The organism is Vibrio sp. K4 (genome assembly GCF_051122595.1).
GTDB lineage: Bacteria > Pseudomonadota > Gammaproteobacteria > Enterobacterales > Vibrionaceae > Vibrio > Vibrio owensii.
In genome coordinates, this window is the sequence record NZ_CP178577.1 from 2,518,286 (window position 1) to 2,538,975 (window position 20,690).

At 46.0% G+C, this 20,690-nt stretch carries 16 protein-coding genes and 1 tRNA gene; 6 read left to right on the plus strand and 11 right to left on the minus strand.

Translation table 11 applies throughout. The features are described from left to right. Window positions 1–267 precede the first annotated feature (267 nt). The 3 genes from gltX to chiP all read right to left on the minus strand — a co-directional run bounded on the left by gltX (window position 268) and on the right by chiP (window position 3,763). Window positions 268–1,695, minus strand: coding sequence for a glutamate--tRNA ligase (gene gltX, locus ACLIIY_RS11225; RefSeq protein ID WP_005438627.1), 1,428 nt, complete (start codon window positions 1,693–1,695; stop codon window positions 268–270). A 226-nt stretch (window positions 1,696–1,921) separates the two neighbouring features. Then, window positions 1,922–2,518: a YccT family protein gene (locus tag ACLIIY_RS11230; protein ID WP_038896402.1), complete on the minus strand. Its 597-nt coding sequence runs from the start codon at window positions 2,516–2,518 to the stop codon at window positions 1,922–1,924. Between the two features lie 123 nt (window positions 2,519–2,641). Further along, the gene (chiP, locus tag ACLIIY_RS11235) at window positions 2,642–3,763 is read right to left on the minus strand and encodes a chitoporin (RefSeq protein WP_038898462.1); all 1,122 of its coding nucleotides are present in this window, start codon (window positions 3,761–3,763) and stop codon (window positions 2,642–2,644) included. A 473-nt stretch (window positions 3,764–4,236) separates the two neighbouring features. On the opposite strand from chiP, the gene ACLIIY_RS11240 reads away from it, so the two are divergent. Both ACLIIY_RS11240 and ACLIIY_RS11245 read left to right on the plus strand, forming a co-directional pair. After that, the gene (locus ACLIIY_RS11240; protein ID WP_434527621.1) at window positions 4,237–6,933 is read left to right on the plus strand and encodes a heavy metal translocating P-type ATPase; all 2,697 of its coding nucleotides are present in this window, start codon (window positions 4,237–4,239) and stop codon (window positions 6,931–6,933) included. Between the two features lie 24 nt (window positions 6,934–6,957). Beyond that, on the plus strand, window positions 6,958–7,407 hold the full coding sequence (locus ACLIIY_RS11245) for a DUF411 domain-containing protein (RefSeq protein ID WP_434527622.1): 450 nt from the start codon (window positions 6,958–6,960) through the stop codon (window positions 7,405–7,407). A 65-nt stretch (window positions 7,408–7,472) separates the two neighbouring features. Here the strand turns inward: ACLIIY_RS11245 and ACLIIY_RS11250 are convergent, their stop codons facing one another. Both ACLIIY_RS11250 and ACLIIY_RS11255 read right to left on the minus strand, forming a co-directional pair. Continuing rightward, a complete protein-coding gene (locus ACLIIY_RS11250) occupies window positions 7,473–8,165 on the minus strand; it encodes an oligogalacturonate-specific porin KdgM family protein (protein WP_005438618.1) in 693 nt (230 codons plus the stop codon). Window positions 8,166–8,615: 450 nt separating this feature from the next. Next, on the minus strand, window positions 8,616–11,267 hold the full coding sequence (locus ACLIIY_RS11255; RefSeq protein WP_038896406.1) for a beta-N-acetylhexosaminidase: 2,652 nt from the start codon (window positions 11,265–11,267) through the stop codon (window positions 8,616–8,618). Between the two features lie 458 nt (window positions 11,268–11,725). On the opposite strand from ACLIIY_RS11255, the gene ACLIIY_RS11260 reads away from it, so the two are divergent. Beyond that, on the plus strand, window positions 11,726–12,598 hold the full coding sequence (locus ACLIIY_RS11260) for a TraB/GumN family protein (RefSeq protein ID WP_434527623.1): 873 nt from the start codon (window positions 11,726–11,728) through the stop codon (window positions 12,596–12,598). 887 nt (window positions 12,599–13,485) lie between these two features. On the opposite strand, the gene ACLIIY_RS11265 is transcribed toward ACLIIY_RS11260, so the two are convergent. Then, window positions 13,486–13,562, minus strand: a tRNA-Pro gene (locus ACLIIY_RS11265). 260 nt (window positions 13,563–13,822) lie between these two features. Between ACLIIY_RS11265 and ACLIIY_RS11270 the strand changes: the two genes are divergently transcribed. From ACLIIY_RS11270 to rluF, 3 genes are all read left to right on the plus strand, one after another. Next, the gene (locus ACLIIY_RS11270) at window positions 13,823–13,963 is read left to right on the plus strand and encodes a DUF3149 domain-containing protein (RefSeq protein WP_020198127.1); all 141 of its coding nucleotides are present in this window, start codon (window positions 13,823–13,825) and stop codon (window positions 13,961–13,963) included. Between the two features lie 133 nt (window positions 13,964–14,096). Next, entirely contained in the window at window positions 14,097–14,678 is a 582-nt protein-coding gene (gene smrA / locus ACLIIY_RS11275; RefSeq protein ID WP_038896409.1) for a DNA endonuclease SmrA, read from the plus strand. Between the two features lie 103 nt (window positions 14,679–14,781). Further along, window positions 14,782–15,936 carry a 23S rRNA pseudouridine(2604) synthase RluF gene (gene rluF / locus ACLIIY_RS11280; protein WP_434527624.1) on the plus strand — a complete coding sequence of 385 codons (1,155 nt, stop codon included), beginning with the start codon at window positions 14,782–14,784 and terminating at the stop codon, window positions 15,934–15,936. Window positions 15,937–16,000: 64 nt separating this feature from the next. Here the strand turns inward: rluF and ybaK are convergent, their stop codons facing one another. From ybaK to ACLIIY_RS11305, 5 genes are all read right to left on the minus strand, one after another. Beyond that, window positions 16,001–16,474 (minus strand): Cys-tRNA(Pro) deacylase, encoded by a 474-nt coding sequence (ybaK, locus tag ACLIIY_RS11285; RefSeq protein ID WP_005438610.1) that lies wholly within the window; start codon window positions 16,472–16,474, stop codon window positions 16,001–16,003. 91 nt (window positions 16,475–16,565) lie between these two features. Then, window positions 16,566–18,227: a bifunctional UDP-sugar hydrolase/5'-nucleotidase UshA gene (gene ushA, locus ACLIIY_RS11290; protein WP_009705661.1), complete on the minus strand. Its 1,662-nt coding sequence runs from the start codon at window positions 18,225–18,227 to the stop codon at window positions 16,566–16,568. 332 nt (window positions 18,228–18,559) lie between these two features. Beyond that, complete coding sequence (kdsA, locus tag ACLIIY_RS11295) at window positions 18,560–19,411, minus strand: 3-deoxy-8-phosphooctulonate synthase (RefSeq protein WP_005438608.1); 852 nt, start codon at window positions 19,409–19,411, stop codon at window positions 18,560–18,562. Window positions 19,412–19,463: 52 nt separating this feature from the next. Further along, on the minus strand, window positions 19,464–20,273 hold the full coding sequence (locus ACLIIY_RS11300) for a SirB1 family protein (protein ID WP_005438607.1): 810 nt from the start codon (window positions 20,271–20,273) through the stop codon (window positions 19,464–19,466). Between the two features lie 5 nt (window positions 20,274–20,278). After that, complete coding sequence (locus ACLIIY_RS11305) at window positions 20,279–20,662, minus strand: SirB2 family protein (RefSeq protein ID WP_005438606.1); 384 nt, start codon at window positions 20,660–20,662, stop codon at window positions 20,279–20,281. Between the last annotated feature and the right edge of the window lie 28 nt (window positions 20,663–20,690).

A 20,690-nucleotide genomic window follows, 5' to 3' on the forward strand; every position in this document is an offset into this window, starting at 1 on the left:
AGCAAATTAACTTCTCATTAATGAGACGATAAATGGGGAACTTTATGGATTGTGTTTTTAATTCAGAGAGATATTTCGTATGAAACAAGCAAATACGCATTTGCAAAGGTTATATTTGGATAAGTAAAACTTATCAATTTTTGAGCAACTTGATGATAAAAGATACACAAAGGACAACCGACCTTGGTGAAATTAGGCCGTTTTCCTAGCAGAAGATACAAAAAAGCCGCGAAGTTTATCGCGGCTTTTGACTATTTATTCAGGCAATTATGCGTTTGCTTCACGCTCAGCGATGAACTCAAGCGCCATCTTGATGCGAGCAACACAGCGCTCTTTGCCAATCAGTTCCATTACTGCGTCTACAGAAGGAGACTGACCGCCACCTGTTACTGCTACGCGCAGTGGCATACCGATTTTGCCCATGCCGATTTCTAGCTCTTCACATACTGCTGCGATAACGCCATCTTTGATGTTCGCTGTCGTCCACTCAGTCAGTGCTTCTGCTTTCGCTAGAGCAAGCTCTAGAGGCTCTTTAGCAACGCCGCGTAGGTGTTTCTTCGCCGCGCCCGCTTCAAACTCAGCGAAGTCTTCGTAGAAGTAACGGATTTGCTCAGCTAGCTCAACTAGTGTGTTGCAACGCTCACCCACTAGCTTGATCACTTCAGTGATAGCTGGGCCGTTTGTTACGTCTAGTTTTTGTTGATCAAGGTGCCATTGTAGGTGCTGTGCAACGTACGCTGGATCTGAGTTCTTGATGTAGTGGTTGTTCAGCCATTGCAGTTTGTCAGTGTTGAATGCTGACGCTGACTTAGATACTGCGTTTAGGCTAAATAGGTTGATCATTTCTTCTTGAGTGAAGATTTCTTGATCACCATGAGACCAGCCAAGACGCACTAGGTAGTTGTTTAGTGCTGCAGGTAGGTAACCCATATCGCGGTATTGCATTACTGATACAGCGCCGTGACGCTTAGACAGTTTCGCACCGTCATCACCTAGGATCATTGCACAGTGTGCGAATGTTGGTACTGGCGCACCTAGTGCTTCGTAGATGTTGATCTGACGAGGCGTGTTGTTGATGTGGTCTTCACCGCGCACTACGTGAGTGATGCCCATATCCCAGTCGTCAACCACTACACAGAAGTTGTACGTTGGCGAACCGTCAGTACGACGGATGATCAGATCATCCATTTGTGTGTTGCTGATTTCGATACGGCCACGGATTTGGTCATCAAATACTACGCTGCCTTCTTTCGGGTTACGGAAACGGATAACACATGGATCGCCATCTTTTGCCGCTTCGTTTGCCGCTTTGATCTTTGGATGGTTAGCATCGTAACGAGGCATTTCTTTATTTGCTTCTTGCTCTGCACGAACTTCGTCTAGCAGCTCTTTAGATGCGTAACATTTGTATGCTTTGTCTTCTTCTAGAAGCTTATCAACCATCTCGTTGTAACGATCAAAACGTTGAGTCTGGAAGTAAGGACCTTCGTTCCACTCAAGACCTAGCCATTCCATGCCCTCTAGGATCGCATCAACCGCTTCCTGAGAGTTACGCTCAAGGTCAGTATCTTCGATACGTAGAACGAATTCACCACCTTGGTTTTTAGCGTATAGCCAAGAGTAAAGTGCAGTACGCGCACCACCAACGTGTAGGTAGCCAGTTGGGCTAGGAGCAAAACGAGTTTTAACCGTCATCAGAGTTCCTTAGGGGTAATGAGCAACGAGAGGGCTCTCGTTGTAATATCAAGGATAAAAGTGGCGACATTTTACCATCGTAAGTCGATTCTACAATCCTTCAGTGTGGTTTAACGCCAGAAATACAAACAGGGCAGCACCGATTAAGGTACTGCCCTCTTATTTATAGCGACAAAATACTTAGAACAACAGAAAAGCTATCGCAAAAGAAAGTTACGAATGCCGATTATTTTAGATTCTGCATCGCCCACTGCATGAATTCTTGTTGCTCTTGACGGCTTAGATCACTGAATGACTCTTTTAATGTCTTAGTGACTGCCGGAGACGCCGCGATGCTTGCTTTCGTCGATTGCTTGTTCATTGCTTTGTTGTAATCAGCCACTTCACGTTCATAGTCGCGGAACCCTTGTAGGCCGCCTTTGCGAAGTTGAACCATTGAAAACTCAACATCTTTACCGCTTGCATCTTTCAGCGTCAGTTTCGGATCCATTTCAAATGCTTTGGCTTCTTCAATCGTGCGGAACTTATTGTATGTCAGTGTCAGCTCTGCATCTTTCGGTGCATCGAACTCAAGTAGAAGCGGCTGTGAATCGAATTTACGACGCTTGCCATCTTCAAATACAATTTGACCAACATTTACAGCAAGTTGGTTTGCACCATCTTCAACTTTGATGCTGTTGTTATCAGAGATCCACTCAGGGTAGACGAACTCACTGTTGAGAACGCGAGGAACCAATTCCGCTTGCAGAGTCAGTTGAGCAGCAAATGCAGGCGCAGAAAGGATTGCGCAAAGTCCTAATAGTGTGGTTGTTTTTTTCATCATGGTTTTCTCGTCTTATACCAATTTAGATAAGCCACTGAAACTAACAGGCCGGTCATCCCAATGGCTTATGTGAATAAGTATCAAGACAAAAAGGGCGTTTCCGCCCTTTTAGCTGCTTCTATATTAGAAGTAGTATTCAACACCTACAGAGAACTCGTCGTAGTCAGCTGACTTCCAACGTGCTTCTGTTGGCTTGTCTAGCTGAGACGCACCGTCACCGAAGTCTAGAGTACGTGCACGAGCGTAAAGTACTGCTGATGGGTCTACGAAGTACATGATCTGTGCAGATAGTACATCATCTGCTGTGTTGTCGATTGTCTTACCGTCACGTTCTAGGTCAAAGTTTGCTGCGTAACCCAGTTTGTACTGCCAGTCACCTGTTGTGTACATCAGACCTGCAGACATTGCATCTTGCTTCTCGTTTACACCGTTGCTTGCGTCAGCTTCCATGTATTTGTATTGAGCGAAGAAAGAGATACCGTTTTCAAACCAACCTTGAACACCTACTAGGTACGTGTTGTTTTCCCAAGTTTGACCTTCACCTTCGATGTTGCGGTTACCTTCGTACGCAGCATCCAATTGTAGTGGACCTAACTTGTAGTGAGCCGCGATGCCGCCCCAGTAATCGTCGCCTTCACCTAGACCAGCTTTGTCACCTGCACCCGCTGCGATATCTAGAGAGAATTTGTCAGCAAACATTGGAGAGTCCCAACGGATTGTGTTTGATTGACGGTCTTGGTACTTAGCACCACCGATCGCACCACCCCAGTCGTAAACATCGCCTAGACCTGGGTTAGATGCTGGCCAGTCAACCAACTCGTACATTGGAGTAAGAACACGACCTAGACGAACTTGACCCCAAGACGCGCTTTCAAAACCTACGAATGTGTCACGCTCACCAAGACCTGCACCTTCACCACCGAAGCTTGGGTCTACGTAGCCACCTTCGATTTGCCAAATGAACGTTGGTTCAAAGTTAGCGAATTGCTTTTTACCACGGAAGCCGATACGTGATTCGTTGTTTAGCTGCATGCCGCCCAAATCGTCGTCAGTTGCTTTGCTACCAGAATCGTAATCGCGGTACGCGGCCTGCATCGCGATAATGCCGTAAACTTCGTAAGAGAAAGAGTCTTTAGTTAGGTACTCTTTCGCTGCATCACTGTTTGCACCATCAGCAAAAGCTGAACCACTGAACATCATGCCTGTGATTGCAGTAGCAAGTAGGCTTTTCTTTAGGTAAGACATTTTTAACCCCTATATTTTTAGTTTTTTCCATTTTCAAATTCGCTAACTAGGACATTGCAGGAACTTGAAACAATGTGTGGACGGGGCAAATATGACAAACTTTTTTCGCAGTAAAAAACTTTCCAAACCGCAATCTGAGCAAGTTCAAAATCAGAAGATCAAAAGCAATATAAACCAATAATTAACAACAACTTATAGTGACAAATAAAAATATAAAAACGTCAAAACCACTCAATCTCTCTCTGTTTTTATATAAAAAGCTCAAAAATCGTGAGCGCCTTCACTCAACTTTTAGGCGTTTTAACGGAACTTTATATTCAGAGAGAAAAAACTTTGAGATAACTCGCAACAATCCCTGCACAAAGGCTGTGCAATAACGTCGATTTTGACGAATTTGTTTCGCGTCGAAAAACTTGACCTTCCCCTTGCAGGAAGGTTTATGCTCTGCTCATTACTATTATTGAGGACAAATTATGTATCAGTTCGTTGTACCTATGTCAGGGCTCAACTGCATGGGCTGTGCGAGAAAAGTTGAGAAAGCTTTACATGCCAATCACAGTGTTGAGATCATCAATTTGTCCCCGACCATGGTTGAGGTGAAAACCGAGTCCCCTCTTTCTTCTATTGTTGAATCGATCGAGTCCTTGGGTTATCACGCAGGCCATCAATATCAGTTCCACCTAGCTGGATTAAGCTGCGGCGGCTGCGTGAAGAAACTCTCTTCTTTATTAGAGGAGAATCAAGACGTCATTGCGTTTCAAGCATCGACAACCCAGCTCGATATCACGACCCTACTCTCAGAGCAGCAAGTTATCGATCTTGTGGCGACTCTCGGCTATACCGCTAACCTTGATTCTATTGAAGTAGAAGAAGAAAGCTCACCAGAGACTGAACAGGCAGAAAAGCAAAACAATATTAAAGATGCGCAGGTGCCACCAGCGAGCATTCAACTGCAAATGCTGATTCAAGGCATGACGTGTGCGAGTTGCGTCTCTTCAGTAGAGAAAGCACTTACTAACGTAGAAGGCATTGAGAAAGCACAAGTAAACCTTGCTGAGCAAAGTGCATTAGTGTTCGCCACTCAAGATACAGAAGCCCTTCACCAAGCGATCGTTGAATCCGTAAAACAAGCCGGTTACCAAGCAGAGATCTTGCAAGACGCAGCAACCCAACAAGAAAAGCAAGCGGCTCAACAACTTGCCCAACAAAAACGCTTCAAGCTAGATGCTATTGCTGGCTTAGTTGTCGGTGCGCCACTGATGTTGTGGGGAGTGTTTGGCGGCAACATGGTGATTCGCAATACGAACGACCAGTTGGCTTGGGGCGCGATTGGTATTCTGTGCCTCTTACTGCTTGCAACCGCGGGTAAGCACTTCTTTACTAACGCATGGTTAGCAGCCACTCACAAACGCGCCACCATGGATACGTTAGTCGCGCTAGGTACTGGTGCGGCGTGGTTCTATTCAATGCTTGTGGTGATTTTCCCAGACTGGTTCCCTCTTGCTTCACGCCACGTGTACTTTGAAGCGAGCGCAATGATCATCGGTTTAATTTCTCTTGGTCACTATATAGAGGCAAAAGCCAAAGCAAACACAACACGCTCATTGCAAGCTCTGATTAACCTGCAACCTCAACAAGCGACAGCGATTACAGAACAAGGTGATCAACAGATCGCAGTTGAACAAATCACGCTAGGCATGAAACTGCGCATCAAACCGGGCGAGAAAGTGCCAGTAGATGGCGTTGTGATACAGGGTGAATCTTACATTGATGAGTCGATGCTAACCGGTGAACCCGTACCAGTATTAAAAGCGCAAGATGCGCAAGTGTCTGCCGGTACATTAAATACCGATGGTGGACTAATCATTGAAGCAACGGGCATCGGCGCGAACACTATGCTGGCTCGAATCATTCGCATGGTACGCACAGCGCAAAGCAGCAAGCCTGCCATTGCCAAATTAGCAGACCAGATTTCATCGGTATTTGTTCCGGTCGTGGTCGGCATCGCGATCCTTGCCGCTTTGGCTTGGTTTGCCGTAGGTCCAGAGCCTAAAGCCAGTTACATGCTTGTAGTAACGACCACTGTGCTGATCATCGCCTGCCCTTGCGCACTGGGTTTAGCAACGCCATTGTCGGTCACCGTTGGTGTCGGTAAAGCCGCAGAGCTCGGCATTCTGATCAAAGACGCTGATGCACTGCAGTTGGCAAGCAAAATTGACACGGTCGTATTCGATAAAACTGGCACGCTTACTCAAGGTAAACCGATTGTGCAGCAAGTGTTTACTCACGCCACCAGCCAAGAGCACATGTTGGCTTTGGCATACGCGGCAGAGCGTCAATCGGAGCACCCGTTGGCAAAAGCCGTCTGTGATTACGCGAGAAAGAACAAGACTGAAAGTGTTGAATTGAGCGCCTTCGAGAACATTCGTGGCCGTGGTATTACTGCGACTTACCAAGCACAACCGTTACTCATTGGCTCATTGCAATTTATGCAAACCGAGCAGATTGATACCAGCTCAATGAAGCAAGCGATTGAAGATTGCGCAAACAACGCTTGGACACCAGTAGCTGTAGCGCTGAACAACGAACTGATTGGTTTAATTGCCATCGCTGACCCGATTAAATCTGATGCCAAGCAAGCGGTGTCTGCATTAAAATCGCAGGGCATAAAAACCGTCATGCTCACAGGCGACAACCAACACGTTGCCAATGCCATCGGCAAAGAGCTCGGCATTGATGAAGTCATCGCTCAAGTAATGCCCGACGAGAAAGCACAACATATTGAACTGCTGCAATCTCAAGGCCGCACAGTGGCAATGATCGGTGATGGCATCAATGACGCACCAGCCCTTGCGTTGGCGGATCTTGGTGTCGCAATGGGAAGTGGCAGTGACGTGGCAATCGAAAGCTCACAAATGACTATTCTCAATACATCACCAATGGCCGTTGTGCATGCGATTGAACTTTCGCGCGCGACACTTAAGAACATGAAGCAAAACTTGTTCGGCGCCTTTGTTTATAACTCGTTGGGTATCCCTATCGCCGCAGGCGTACTTTACCCAGCGTTTGGATTTTTGCTTAGTCCTGTCGTTGCTGGTGCAGCGATGGCACTGTCTTCAATCACGGTCGTCAGTAATGCAAATCGACTACGACTGTTTACCATTAAGTAAGCGACACTTCTTCTCGAGGATATTATGAAGTTGAAACTATTGACCTTTACAATGCTTGCTGTCACATCGGCGAACGTATTAGCCGCTGATGTCATCAACCACAAATCGCCATACTGTGGCTGCTGTGGCGAATGGACAAAACACATGGAAGAGAACGGCTTTACTGTGGAAGAAAAGCTGCATGATGACATGAATGCGATCAAACGCGATTTGGGCATCAAGAACGAACAGCTTTACTCTTGCCACACCGCGGAGATCGATGGCTACGTATTTGAAGGTCATATTCCTGCAGACGACATTAAAGCGTTTTTGGAAAACCCACCTCGAAATGCAAAAGGCCTAGCTGTACCGGGTATGCCAATGGGCTCTCCGGGCATGGAGTACGGCGATAAGAAAGACAGCTACGCTGTTTACGCCTACAACGAGAAAGGTCAGGTTTACGAATACCGCTACCACAAAGGTAACGACCAATAAAAACAAAGCCCAGCGAGACAAACCGCTGGGCTTTTTCTTAATGGACAGTTAAGACAAACTTTTAATTAGAAGCCGTAAGACGCACCGAACACGAACGCGTTGTTCACTAGGCTGTCACCCGCTGAGTTTTCTGCACCGTGAGCTTGGCTACGGAACTCAAAGTATGGCTGTACACCTTTACGAGTCCATGTTGCACGCAACTCGTGGTCCATGGTCTCTGCTTCAATCATGTAAACGTTGTTGTAGCTGAAGGTCACGTCTTCATTCATCGCGTAACCAATGCGGTTATCCATGCGGTAATCTGTATCTGCATCAGCGTCTGTTGCATCAATGTGTGCACGAGTACGGTTGCTTAGCGAGATACCGTTATCGAAGTTGTAGCCGATTTTAACCAAAGGACGGTATTGGATGCTCTCACCCGCAGAGAATAGGTGTTGGTAACCTGCTGCAACCCATAGGTGATCAGTGATGTTAAATGCTTGCTCACCACCCACAGTGATTGCTGGTGTTGTGTTACCTGCGCCGCCGTTTTCAGTTTCTAGTTTACCTAGCTGAATACCGTCAAACTCAGTGTAAACCGTGAAGCCGCCGAATTGGTTATCGAAAGTGTGGCCTGCTTCTAGCGTTGATGTCATGTCCGAACCGTGGATTCGGCCATCATCGTGGAATTGGATGTTACCCGTTACGTAAGATGAGCCTGCGAAAGCGCTTGATGCGAAAACAAGAGAAAGTGCACTTAGTGCAAAAACGTTTTTCATAATTACTGCCTTTATTTGTTCACGTTATGCGATGAGATGTCCGGCTATCACTTGCCCTTCATCGCAAACATTGGGATGTGCCTCCCTGGCGACAGCAATACTGCGCAATTTAATTCGCATTGAAAAATAAATCGTTTAAAACAGTGATCCAATTCAAATCGACATTTTCGAAATCCAAAAAAGTTTATTAAATACAGAATCTTGCTATAAAACCTAAAAATTCGTCAAAAAAATAAAGTGTGAACTCAGGCTAGTTACACTCTCAATTCAAGCACTAAACAAGCATCGAGATCACACTATTCTTTTCTTTCTAAATTGCGAACTTAATTATCAGTAAAAAATAATCAGACATTGATCACGCTTATTTTCCGCAGAAAAATAAACAAAGCCCCCAACATAAGTTGAGGGCTTTGAGTAAGGAACAATGATTTTAGTGAATGATTAGCAGAATTACTTCACGCTAGTCACGCGGCTTGTCTTCTCGCCTGTCGCAGATACAGAGCGGATAAACACTTCACCTTTCACATTTGGACGAGCATTGTCTGCGTAAGTTAGCCAGTTCTTGCCGTCTAGAGAGTATTGAAGCTTCACACCAGGGAACTGAACGTTCATTGCTAGCTTGCCATCTTCTACTTTCGCACCTGGTACAGGTAGACGGTAATCGATACCTGATTTCTCTAGCTTAGCCAGTTCACGTTGACCAAGTACGTTCGCAAAGCGGTTGTAGTCTTGGTTTAGCGCAGCTTTGTCTACTAGGTTAGAGTTTTGCGAGTATTCAACACCCACTTTGTAGTCGTTTTCCCAATCAGCACGGTGCCATGCACGCTCAGCGGCTGCTAGTACGCGAGGGAATACCATGTACTCGTATTGCTCGTCGTTACGTACTGTCTCAGACCAAAGCTGTGCTGATAGACCGTAGAAAGGTTTCGCTTCGATTTCACCTTTACCAGTGAAGCCATTGCCATCACGGTCTACAGAGGTTTCTGCGTTCTGAGGCATGTTCTCTGGTGCAAAACCAAACATCTTACGAGTGTCCGTTGCACGTGTTGCCCAGTAGTAACCACGCTCTTTCGGGTCAACTTCGTATGGCATGTCCATGTACACGTAGTCTGGGTTAGAAACGATCACGTCGTAACCTTTCTTAGACCATTCGTACACTGATGATGTGCCACCCCAGTAAAGAACGTCCCAGAAGTTAACACGTGTGTTTTCTGTTGCGAACGCTTTCTCACCTTCACTGTATTTAAGACCATCTTGCCAAGCTTGGAAGTTTGGAATGCCCTTCTCTGCCACAATCTTAGACACTTCTTCTGCAAAGTGGCTTGGTAGATGAGCAAAGTCGCTTACCGTACCGTCTGCAATTAGCGTCTGACATTGTGGAGATTGTGCGAATGGCTTGTCTTGTTTAGACAGGTCAATCGTACCCTTCCAGCTTACTTTGTCTTCAGCGTTCACATCTTGGAAACCAGCGCCTAGCTTGATGTTCTTCGCTTCGTCACCACCAAAGTGCCATGTTGTTAGTGGCGTGCCCGCTTCTTGGTGCATTGCTGCTACTTCTGAAATCACTTTATCAACAAAGCGAGTTGAAGATTCCATACATGGGTTGATGAAGCTTTGCTTGTTGTAGAACTGAACCGTCGTTACGTTCGATGTATCTTGAGGATCCATCAGGCGGTACTCGTTCGCTTCTGCTTCTTTACCTTCTTCCATTAGACGGTCGTAACGTGCTTCCATTGATACCACTGCTGCACGAGCGTGCGCTGGCATATCAATTTCAGGAATCACTTCGATGTTACGCGCTTTCGCGTACTTCAAGATCTCCACGTAGTCTGCTTTGCTGAAGAAGCCAGAACCAAAGTTGTCTGTCGTTGCACCTGAGCCAAGCTGAGGCAGTAAACAGCTTTTCTCTTCCAAATCGAAACAACGGTTAGCACCCACTTCAGTCAGCTCAGGCAGACCCGGGATTTCTAAACGCCAGCCTTCATCATCCGTTAGGTGAAGGTGTAGTTTGTTCATCTTGTACGCTGCCATTTGGTCTAGCGTTGCAAGAATTGCGTCTTTAGAGTGGAAGTTACGAGCCACGTCCACCATCACACCACGGTAATCAAAACGTGGCGCATCTTTAATAGACAGTTGTGGTAGAGAATCAGCATTTTGGCTATCTACCAGGCCAAAGATAGATTGTACTGCGTAGAAAGCACCTGCTTGGTCAAACGCTTTAATCGCAATACCGTCGCCTTTGATGCTCATTTCGTAAGCACCAGATTTTGCCAATTCACCGGTGAAGTCTGCAGGAACAACAGTGATGCTTACAGGAAGATCACCACGAACATCCACACCTACCACTTCTGCACGATCTTGAATTGCTGCGTATTGAGTCGCATCGAATGCGTCTTTAGGCAGCGCGATACCCGCCGCGATATCTACCGTACCTTTACCTGCTTCAACAGACATTGGCGTTGGTAGTAACGTGGTTGATACGTCTTGTTTTGCTAGGTCTTCGTTCTTCTCGAAACGAGACACAGCGTTTGCAAATACATTGTTGTCATCTGGCGTACGTTTTAGGTTGTTACCCTCAAGGCCAGTCACGAAAGATGCAACGTCTTCTGTGTTAAGAGAAGCGATCATCTTAGGCTCTGCATTTGGTGCTGCAACGAAAGCGCCAGGCATGAAGTCGGTTTCAAATAGCTGCCAGTATTCAGCAACAAGAGGAAGTACAACCTCTTCACCCGCAGCAAAACCATCAAACTTATCTGTTGGTTCTAGTTTGTGTAGGTCACCCGTTACGCGAGAGATTTTGAACTGCTCGTTTTCAACATCCAGAATCAGACGAATGCTGTGGAAGTAAATAGCCCAATCTTTAGAGTCAACCGCTTCGCCTTGGTTAACTAGCGTCATGTTTACTTTGTTACAAGACGCCCACTCAGCACCCATGTCTTGACATGCAAGACCTTCATTTGCGCCGTGGTTAGTCAACACTTCATATTGAATATCAAGGTTGTCAGCCAATGAGTTTACAACTTGTTGCTCAGAGTTTTGTAGTGAAGAGCAACCTGCCAATGTAGCGATAACAGAAGCAGCAATCAGACTATGTTTCAACATCTTACTTTCCCCAAAAAGTCAGTGGTTCAAAACGACATTTATCAAAAATGGTGAGCACCTAAATGCGAGGCGCTTAACAGTTGCATTCAACATACAAGCAGTTATTTCTAAGCGTAAAATTAATGGAACTAAGAAGTGATCCAGCTCAAATTCAGCTTCAAGCAGAAAAATATAAACATATTAATTTCAATCACTTAGTTAAAACGTTAAAAACGACCAACTTTTTTTGACGAGTTTGTTGCGATCTCAATCACGAATATTGATGGGGTTCGACTGGTTTTATAGGATTTTGATCACTATTGGTTATTAAGTGAACCATTAACAACAAACTCAATTGAAACGCTTTCGTGAATTAGCTCTCATTTCTCCGCCGTTAAAACTCGTCAATATTTTTAAAAATGACGATTTTGCCGAACCGTGTTATAGATAAGATGCATATTGAATTCGAGGAGCAAAATATGTTTCGACTCTTGTCCGTAATGTCATCTCTGATCGTCTTTTTTACTTCTTATTCGGTTCAAGCCGAGCCACAGCATTGGCTAGCAAAGAAAGGCGATATGGAATACATGATTATTGGCTCCGTCCATGTGGGTGACAAAACCATGTACCCGCTGCCAAAAGCCGTCATTCAGTTCCTCAAAAACAGTGATGGCTTAATCATCGAAGCCGATGTTCGAAATACCGAAGGCGTGACGTACCCAAAAACCTCGTTTCTGGCCAAAGATGTCTTAGATAGAACTCAGCGCAAACACCTTGCTGAGATAGCCAATGACCTAGGTCTACAAGAAGCACAGTTGCTCAATGCGCCGCCATGGTCTGCGGCTTTAACCATTCAATTGATGTTGGTAAACAAACTGGGTTATGCATCCGACCAAGGCGTCGACATGCACTTGATTAACCTAGCCGACAAACAGCAAGTACCGGTGCTGCCTTTGGAAAGTGTGCAGTTTCAGTTGGACCTAATCGCAGGACAAAAAGATGGTGGCAAAGAGCTACTGCTTTCTTCGATCGAGGAATACGATGGCGGTGAAAAACTGGTGCAATGCTTGATCGACAGCTGGAAGAGCGGAGACGGCAGCACATTAGAAGAAGCATCCATGAGTGAACAATCGAGCGATGAGTTCAACGAAGCTTTCTTGTATGACCGCAACCGAGATTGGGCTGAGAAATTAGATTCTGGCAGCGTGCTACCGAAGAAGTCAGGCCAATACACAATTGTTGTCGGCAGCTTGCACTTGGTCGGTAAAGACAACCTCACTGAGCTGCTCGAAAAACGCGGCTTTACGATTGAACCACTTGGCAATACACGTAAGGCAGACTGCGATATCTAATCAATAGCGTTTTATATAGCAGGCATTTTGAGGGTTCGGGATTCGGGATTCGGGATTCGGGATTCGGGATTCGGGATTCGGGATTCGGGATTCGGGATTCGGGATTCGGGATTCGGGATTCGGGATTCGGGATTCGGGATTCGGGATTCGGGATTCGGGATTCGGGATTCGGGATTCGGGATTCGGGATTCGGGATTCGGGATTCGGGATTCGGGATTCGGGATTCGACTTATTTTGTTTTTCTAGGAACAAGCTCCGTCAACACCTTCTTAATCAAGATACCTTTTCTCTATACTCTCAACGAGTACCCCTCAACTCCTAAAGCGAAGCGCTCCCGATTCTCGGAGCGTAGCGTTTCTAACTGAGAGATTCCCGACTGCGCTCCTTCGTCGCTTTCGGGAATGACGCCTTTGAATTCAGCGCTTTTTGTTCGTCATCCTCAAGAGCGAGGGACGAGCGAGTTGGGGATCTCTTCCGTTTTCATTTACAAATGGACGAAAACTAATTCGCTTCAAAGCGTTCTGTCTCTCTCATCTCGAAGGACGAAGTCCGTTCCCGAAGCGAAGCATTCTCGATTCGAAAGCCTCAAATGCAAAAAAGCCGTAGCATTTCTGCTACGGCTTTCTAAAGGTGGTCGGTGAAGTAGGGATTCGACGCGGCTGGGCTTCCAGAGGACTGGCATTCCAGACCCCGACCCGCAGGTCCCAAACAAATATCACCAAATACGAAAAAGGCTCTACATTTCTGTAGAGCCTTTTTCTCAATATGTGTCGATGAAGAGCCATATTCTAACTTCAGGCGAACCCCATTTGGTTCGATACTATCAAAGTCAAATTTGCTGCCGCTAAAACGACGAAAGCCTGCTCATTGAGCAGGCTTTCTGAAAGTGGTCGGTGAAGAGGGATTCGAACCCCCGACCCTCTGGTCCCAAACCAGATGCGCTACCAAGCTGCGCTATTCACCGAGATGTTTAACTGAGGACTTATCCCCGTCAACGGATGCGTATATTACGGATTCTTTAGAGAGACGCAAGCGCTTTTTACAAAAAAACCTAATGTCTTAATTCGATTGACGATTTACTGAACACTAGCACGTGAAATGTGACTAAGAACCCACAATAAAATACAGATTATTAACCTTGGCAACATAATTGATCCAGATCAGTGTGCAAAAAAACACCACCCATTAACGTTATCCATGTCGGGAACATCTTGGAGGAAACATATGGACTTTTGGCTTGAACTCCTATTTGGTAATGCGGTGGGACTATCGTCAATGATAGTAATCTTTGGGACAATTGGACTGATGTTGTTTTTCAGCGGTTTCTTCATTTACAAGATAATGAACGACAAATCTCCTCACTAGATCTCGCTTAGCTCTAGAAACGCTTTGCACCGGAGTTGGTAACCTGCCTGCTCCGGTTTTTTATTTAATCCCAGTACACCACTCGTTGATATAATCTAACTATTCCTACCCTGTTCTTTATGAGATTGCCGTTATGTCTCAAGACAACGATTTTGATCTGTTCCAACAGATGATGGGCGATGTAAAACCTATCGACCAAGACACTGCCGAGCATAAAAAAGTGCACCAAGTGACGGATGCTCAACTGGCGAAACGCGAAGCTGCAATTTGGCTTACGGAAGATGACCCAGAATACTTATCGATTGACCATGCAGAAATGCTCAAACCCGATGACTTTATCGAGTTCAAACGCGATGGTGTACAAGATGGCGTATACCGCAAGCTGCGCCTTGGTAAGTACCCGATCCAAGCTCGACTTGATCTGCACCGTAAAACGCTAAAAGAAGCGCGCGACGAAGTCGTTAAATTCCTCAAACAATGTATTGAGATGGACATCCGAACGGTCGTCATCGTGCATGGCCGTGGTGAACGTTCAAATCCACCAGCATTAATGAAGAGTTTTGTCGCGAGTTGGCTACAACAAATTCGTGAAGTGCAATGCGTTCACAGTGCACAACGATTCCACGGAGGCAGTGGTGCTGTGTACGTTCTATTAAGAAAGAGTGCTGAAAAGAAAATGGAGACCCGTGAACGTCATCAAAAACGTTTAGGCTAACCGGATTCTCGGTGCTAGAATGCCCGACCTTATCTCACCTTGCTGCTTTAATTAGCAGCAGGTACTTCTATTAACCGCCGTTGTGAAACGTTAGGAGACTTACATGTCACAAGACAACGCAAAACGCTTAAACAAATACATCAGCGAAACGGGCTTCTGCTCGCGTCGTGAAGCAGACCGTCTTATTGAGCAAGGCCGTGTCACTATTAATGGTCAACAACCAGAGATGGGCACAAAAGTACTGCCAGGCGATGATGTGTGCGTGGATGGTAATCCTGTTGCTGCAAAAGAAAAACCGATTTACATCGCGTTGAACAAACCAACCGGTATCACTTGTACTACTGAGCGTGATATTCCGGGCAACATCGTTGATTTCATCGGTCACAAAAAGCGTATCTTCCCTATCGGTCGTCTGGATAAACCTTCCGATGGTTTGATCTTCCTTACTAACGATGGCGACATCGTAAACAAGATTCTGCGTGCGGGTAACAACCACGAGAAAGAATACGTAGTACGTGTTGATAAGCCAATCTCGGGGGAATTCCTCAAGCAGATGTCGAGCGGCGTGAAGATCCTTGATACGGTTACTCTGCCTTGTAAAGTAGAGAAAGAAACCAAATTCTCTTTCCGTATCGTACTGACTCAAGGTTTGAACCGTCAGATCCGTCGTATGTGTGAAGCGCTAGGCTATGAAGTATTCAAACTGCGTCGCGTACGTATTATGAACATCTCACTTGATGGCATTCCTAACGGTAAATGGCGTTATCTGAGTGACGACGAAGTGGCAGAGATCCTAGCAATGTGTGAAGGCTCTGTGGGTACAGAAGAAGCATCAAAAACAGATTCTAGAGGCCGCAACATTCGTAAAGCGACCGACGCGAAGCTGTTTGATAGCCGTGAAGAAAACCAAGATTCTACTGCTCGTCGTAACCAGAAAACACGTACTTTCCGTGGTAACAATGCTGATGAATTCCGTCATGCACCGAATTCGAAGAAGGGCCAACAGCGTCGTCAGCGTGATGATGAAGGCGGACGTCCTGCAAAAGAACATTACAAAGCGAAACCACAAGGTGAACGCAGCAGACCGCAAGGCGAGCATGGTAAATCGCACCGTAAACCAAATGCATCGAGCAATACGCACTCAGCAAACAAACCTCAATCACCGAGTAAGCCGAAGCAGCATTACATGAATCCAAATGCCGCGAAGCCAAGCAAACCAGCTAAACGCACTGGTGGTACATTGAGTCTGAAGAAGTAACGCTTCACTGACTAGCAAGATCAAAAAAGGACGCTCATGGGCGTCCTTTTTATTTGTCATGTATTTAGAGACAAAGAGGGGCAAACTGACCGCGAGTTAAGCTCAGTAAATCTTTCGGTGCTAACTCGATTTCTAAACCACGTTTACCTGCACTCACACAGATTGTGTCTTGCTCCGTTGCACTTTCATGCAGAAAAGTAGGCAGCGCTTTCTTCTGTCCCAGTGGGCTAATCCCACCAACAACATACCCTGTGGTCTTTTGCGCGATTTCGGGATCGGCCATATCAGCCTTTTTGCCCTTCGCTGCTTTCGCCGCCAGTTTTAGGTTCAGCTTTTGATCAACCGGGATAATCGCAACCGCAAGGTTCTTTGGCTCGCCGTTCAAACAGAACAACAAAGTTTTGAATACTTTCTTTGGATCTTGTCCCAATACCTCAGCCGCTTCTAACCCATAGCTGTCAGCTCTTGGATCGTGCTCGTATTGGTGAATGGTGTGTGTAACTTTTTTCTTTTTCGCAAGATTAATGGCCGGAGTCATCAAGATTCTCCTTATAAAACAAAAAACGCTGCACCTAGTGAGGGGCAGCGCTTTAAGTTAATGGTATCAGCGACTTTGAGTCAATCGCTTTTTACTTGTAAACGATGTCACCAGAAGGCGCGTACTCATTTACGTCAATTGGACTGTGTGACTCCAAGAACTCTTTCAGTACCTCTGCATCCGTAAAGCCCGTGTTGACGTAACCCGGATGAGTATTCACTTTCGGGTAACCATCACCACCTGACGCATTGTAGCTTGGTACGGTAAAGCGGTATTGACCATCTAAGCGAAGTTGTTTTTCACCGATGAAAACATTCGATACTTTGCCATTTTCAACCGTCATGGTAATACCAGCAAACTGAGCGTAAGCACCTGAGTCAACTGGCTTTGTCGCCACGACATTTAAGTAATCGAGCACTTCTTTACCCGACATATCGACGTAAGACACCATATTGCCAAATGGCTGAACCGTCAGCACGTCTTTGTATGTGATGTCGCCTGCTTCAATCGAATCACGGACACCGCCTGAGTTCATCACAGCGAAGTCCGCTTTAGCGCGCTCCATGTGGGCTGTTGCAATCAAACGACCAAGGTTAGTTTGCTGGAAACGAACAACGTTGCGGTCACCTTCTAGCTTACCGTTAGATTCGGCAATTTTTACATTCAACTGGCCCTGACCTTTTTCTTGGTAAGGGCGAAGGAAATCCAACATTGCCGAGTCTTGTGCAATTTCATCTTGAACCAATACACGTTGAGACTCGCCGTTCACTTTGATTTTCTTCTTCAAGTTAACCGGAATCAGATCGTAGCTCACCATCGACAGTTCGCCGTTGCGGAACTCGTAATCAGCACGACCAACGTACTTACCCCACTCGTACGCTTGCACAATGTAAGTACCGTTTTGCTCATCTGGCTTACATTCGTCACCCGGCTTAAAGTTCTTCTTAATGACGTTAGGGCCTTCCATACAAACTGGTTCTTGTGAATGACCACCCACAATCATGTCCAAATCACCTTCATTTAGGTAGCGAGCCAACGCCACGTCACCGGGAGCATTTACACCACGGTTGCCGTTTTCGTAGTGACCCATGTGTGTCACTGCGAAGATAAGATCTGGCTTTTCAGTTTGCTTCAGTTCAGCAATCAGCTTTTTCGCTTCTTCTTTCGGGTCGCGGAAATCAACCTCGCCGATGTACTCTGGGTTACCCAGTTTTGCCGTGTCTTCTGTCGTAAGGCCAATCACGGCAATCTTGATGCCTTGCTTGTTGAACATGGCATAAGGTTGGAACAATCGCTCGCCGGTTTCTTTGTCGTAAATGTTGGCAGACAGCATCGGGAAGTTTGCCCACTCTTGCTGTTTGAACAACACTTCCAGTGGGTTATCGAATTCGTGGTTACCCAGCGCCATTGCGTCGTAACCAATCTTACTCATGCCTTTGAAGTCAGGCTCAGCATCTTGTAAGTCAGACTCAGGAACACCAGTGTTGATATCACCACCTGATAGTAGAAGCACGCTACCGCCTTCGGCTTGAATCTCTGCACGCAGTTCATCAATCAGCGTCTTACGTGCCGCCATGCCGTACTCACCGTACTTGTTTTGCCAAAAACGACCGTGGTGGTCATTGGTGTGCAGTACTGTCAGTTTGTAAGTTGTGTCTTCATTCCATTCGTGTGCTGGTTGCGTGGCACATCCGGCAAGAGTTGCCAAGATAGCTGCGCTCAAAGCGGTTTTTACAATCAGGCGTTGCTTCATTGTTTTACCTTTTTATCGTCTGGGGTCCACTGCATTACACGCTCAGCAACCAAGAAACAGGGTTCTCATTGTGCTAAAACGCGCAAACTTGGCGCTAGTGTAAATCACTAAGGTATTGATTTCATGTTTCTGCGACGCACTTTACTCATAGCGAGCCAGTTCGCCGCAAATCTAAGCAAATTATAGACATAATCAAAGTGGTATAAGGAAGCGAGAAGCGAGAAGCGAGAAGCGAGAAGCGAGAAAAGGATAGTGAGGCAGAATCAATGTGTCGATACAAAAATGGCCAGCACATAGGCTGACCATTTCATTTAAACATTCACAGCAACCGATTATTTGATATCGATGTCTGCAAAGCTCTTGATTAGATCGTCTAGCGATTTCATTTGCGCTAGGAACGGCTCTAGTTTGTCTAGCGGCAGCGCAGATGGGCCATCACAACGTGCTTGATCTGGGTTCGGGTGCGCTTCAATAAATAGGCCTGCAATACCTGTTGCTAGACCTGCTTTCGCCAGTTCAACAGTCTGCTCACGACGACCGCCAGATGCCGCGCCCGATGGGTCACGCATTTGTAGTGAGTGCGTTACGTCAAAGATGATTGGGCTGCCTTTCGATGCGTTTTTCATCACACCAAAACCAAGCATATCAACCACTAGGTTGTCGTAACCGTGGCAAGAACCGCGCTCACAAAGGATGATGTTTTCGTTACCACATTCTGCAAACTTCTCAACGATGTTACCCACTTGACCAGGGCTCATGAACTGAGGTTTCTTCACGTTGATCACCGCACCTGTTTTCGCCATTGCTTCAACAAGGTCAGTTTGACGAGCAAGGAATGCAGGAAGCTGGATAACGTCAACCACGTCAGCGACTGGTTGAGCTTGTGCTTCAGTGTGAACATCAGTGATGATCTTCACGCCGAACGTGTCTTTCAGTTCTTGGAAGATTTTCATGCCTTCTTCTAGACCTGGGCCACGGTAAGAGTGAACAGAACTGCGGTTTGCTTTGTCGAACGACGCCTTAAACACGTAAGGGATGCCAAGCTTGTCCGTTACTTTTACGTAGTGCTCACAGATCTGCATAGCAAGATCACGAGACTCAAGAACGTTCATACCTGCAAATAGGGTGAATGGCTTGTCGTTGGCAACTTGAATGTCGCCAATATTAACGATTTTCTGTTCCATTTTGATTCTCTTTTATCTGTCTTCGACATGCCGTTTGAGCATGCCGATAAAATTAGTGAAGCGTAACGTGCTTTTCGCTCATGGCGTTAACTTGTGATTTTAGTAGCTCTGATGCCGGATCGTCTGGGCATTGGTCAATAAAGTACTGAAAATCAGACACCGCTACCTGATGGCAATCCAACTGCTGGAAGATAAAACCACGGTCACGAATCTCGTATGGGTCATCAGGTACAAACGTCAACGCAAGATTGGTACAACGCAGCGCCAATGTGTAACGCTCTTCACGTAGCATGGCGCTCTTAATCAACGCCAACCAACGGCCAATTACAGTCGGGTTGTCCGCTTCTTCAAAGTGTTCTGGCTTTAATGTTGCCAGCGGGCCTTCTTGACCAATCAACCAAGCTTGGAGGATTTTCTCACCGACATACTCACCGTTAAACGGGTTAATATAGTCTGGTGTTTTGTGCATCCAATCCACTTTGATCAAAAACTGAGTCGGGAATGTCACCCCTTTCATCGGGAAGCCAAGACGATTGCCCAAGTAAAGCAAGATGGCACCAAGACTGACCGGAATGCCTTTTTTGCGCTCCAACACTTTATCGATAAAGCTGTTGTCAGAGATAAAGTACTCTTGCTCGTCGCCTTTAAAGCCCCACTCATAAAAGAATAAGCGCAGAAACGATTCGAAACGTTGTTCTTCATCCGTCTCGTGAACCAAGATAGCTTCCGCTTCTTTATAAAGGCGTTCTAGTTCCAGTTTTGCCCAATGGACATTGGTGTCTGGATTGATGGAGTGGTTTAGCTCTAACGCGCCTTCCACCAACGCCATGTTGTCAAAATCTTCGTCAAAAAACTCAAGCATGAAGATTACCCAAATAGGTTTGGATTTTTAGATACTGCAATATTGGCGGCCATGACTAACCAGCCCAGAGCGCCAAAGAAGGCAAAAATTCTCAGCAACTTGTTTTTCGCCATTTTCAGAGCGAAGAAACCAAGAGCGATGTACGCAAGCACACAAGTGATCTTGTTGGTTAGCCAAGGTGCAGCATCCGTAAATGGAATGAAACCGGTCACCATAATTAGGCCGATACCTGATAGCAATAGCGCCGTATCAACAATGTGTGGGATAACTTTCAAGAAGCGATTGTTGCGCTTTGGAGAATCCATCATCAACAATACAAATCTGATCGATAGTAGCGTCGCGCTCAATGCGATCGTTACTAAGTGAATGTGTTTTAGAGCTACGTACATTTTCTTTCTCTTTTATAAGTTACTGCTG

What these genes read in the sequence shown, in the direction of transcription:
- ACLIIY_RS11270 (WP_020198127.1), top strand. Translation starts at nt 13,823, where the DNA reads ATGGACTTTTGGCTTGAACTCCTATTTGGTAATGCGGTGGGACTATCG.
- ACLIIY_RS11300 (WP_005438607.1), bottom strand. Translation starts at nt 20,273, where the DNA reads ATGCTTGAGTTTTTTGACGAAGATTTTGACAACATGGCGTTGGTGGAA.
- chiP (WP_038898462.1), bottom strand. Translation starts at nt 3,763, where the DNA reads ATGTCTTACCTAAAGAAAAGCCTACTTGCTACTGCAATCACAGGCATG.
- ACLIIY_RS11240 (WP_434527621.1), top strand. Translation starts at nt 4,237, where the DNA reads ATGTATCAGTTCGTTGTACCTATGTCAGGGCTCAACTGCATGGGCTGT.
- ACLIIY_RS11255 (WP_038896406.1), bottom strand. Translation starts at nt 11,267, where the DNA reads ATGTTGAAACATAGTCTGATTGCTGCTTCTGTTATCGCTACATTGGCA.
- ACLIIY_RS11245 (WP_434527622.1), top strand. Translation starts at nt 6,958, where the DNA reads ATGAAGTTGAAACTATTGACCTTTACAATGCTTGCTGTCACATCGGCG.
- ACLIIY_RS11260 (WP_434527623.1), top strand. Translation starts at nt 11,726, where the DNA reads ATGTTTCGACTCTTGTCCGTAATGTCATCTCTGATCGTCTTTTTTACT.
- kdsA (WP_005438608.1), bottom strand. Translation starts at nt 19,411, where the DNA reads ATGGAACAGAAAATCGTTAATATTGGCGACATTCAAGTTGCCAACGAC.
- rluF (WP_434527624.1), top strand. Translation starts at nt 14,782, where the DNA reads ATGTCACAAGACAACGCAAAACGCTTAAACAAATACATCAGCGAAACG.
- ACLIIY_RS11305 (WP_005438606.1), bottom strand. Translation starts at nt 20,662, where the DNA reads ATGTACGTAGCTCTAAAACACATTCACTTAGTAACGATCGCATTGAGC.
- ACLIIY_RS11250 (WP_005438618.1), bottom strand. Translation starts at nt 8,165, where the DNA reads ATGAAAAACGTTTTTGCACTAAGTGCACTTTCTCTTGTTTTCGCATCA.
- ushA (WP_009705661.1), bottom strand. Translation starts at nt 18,227, where the DNA reads ATGAAGCAACGCCTGATTGTAAAAACCGCTTTGAGCGCAGCTATCTTG.
- ACLIIY_RS11230 (WP_038896402.1), bottom strand. Translation starts at nt 2,518, where the DNA reads ATGATGAAAAAAACAACCACACTATTAGGACTTTGCGCAATCCTTTCT.
- gltX (WP_005438627.1), bottom strand. Translation starts at nt 1,695, where the DNA reads ATGACGGTTAAAACTCGTTTTGCTCCTAGCCCAACTGGCTACCTACAC.
- ybaK (WP_005438610.1), bottom strand. Translation starts at nt 16,474, where the DNA reads ATGACTCCGGCCATTAATCTTGCGAAAAAGAAAAAAGTTACACACACC.
- smrA (WP_038896409.1), top strand. Translation starts at nt 14,097, where the DNA reads ATGTCTCAAGACAACGATTTTGATCTGTTCCAACAGATGATGGGCGAT.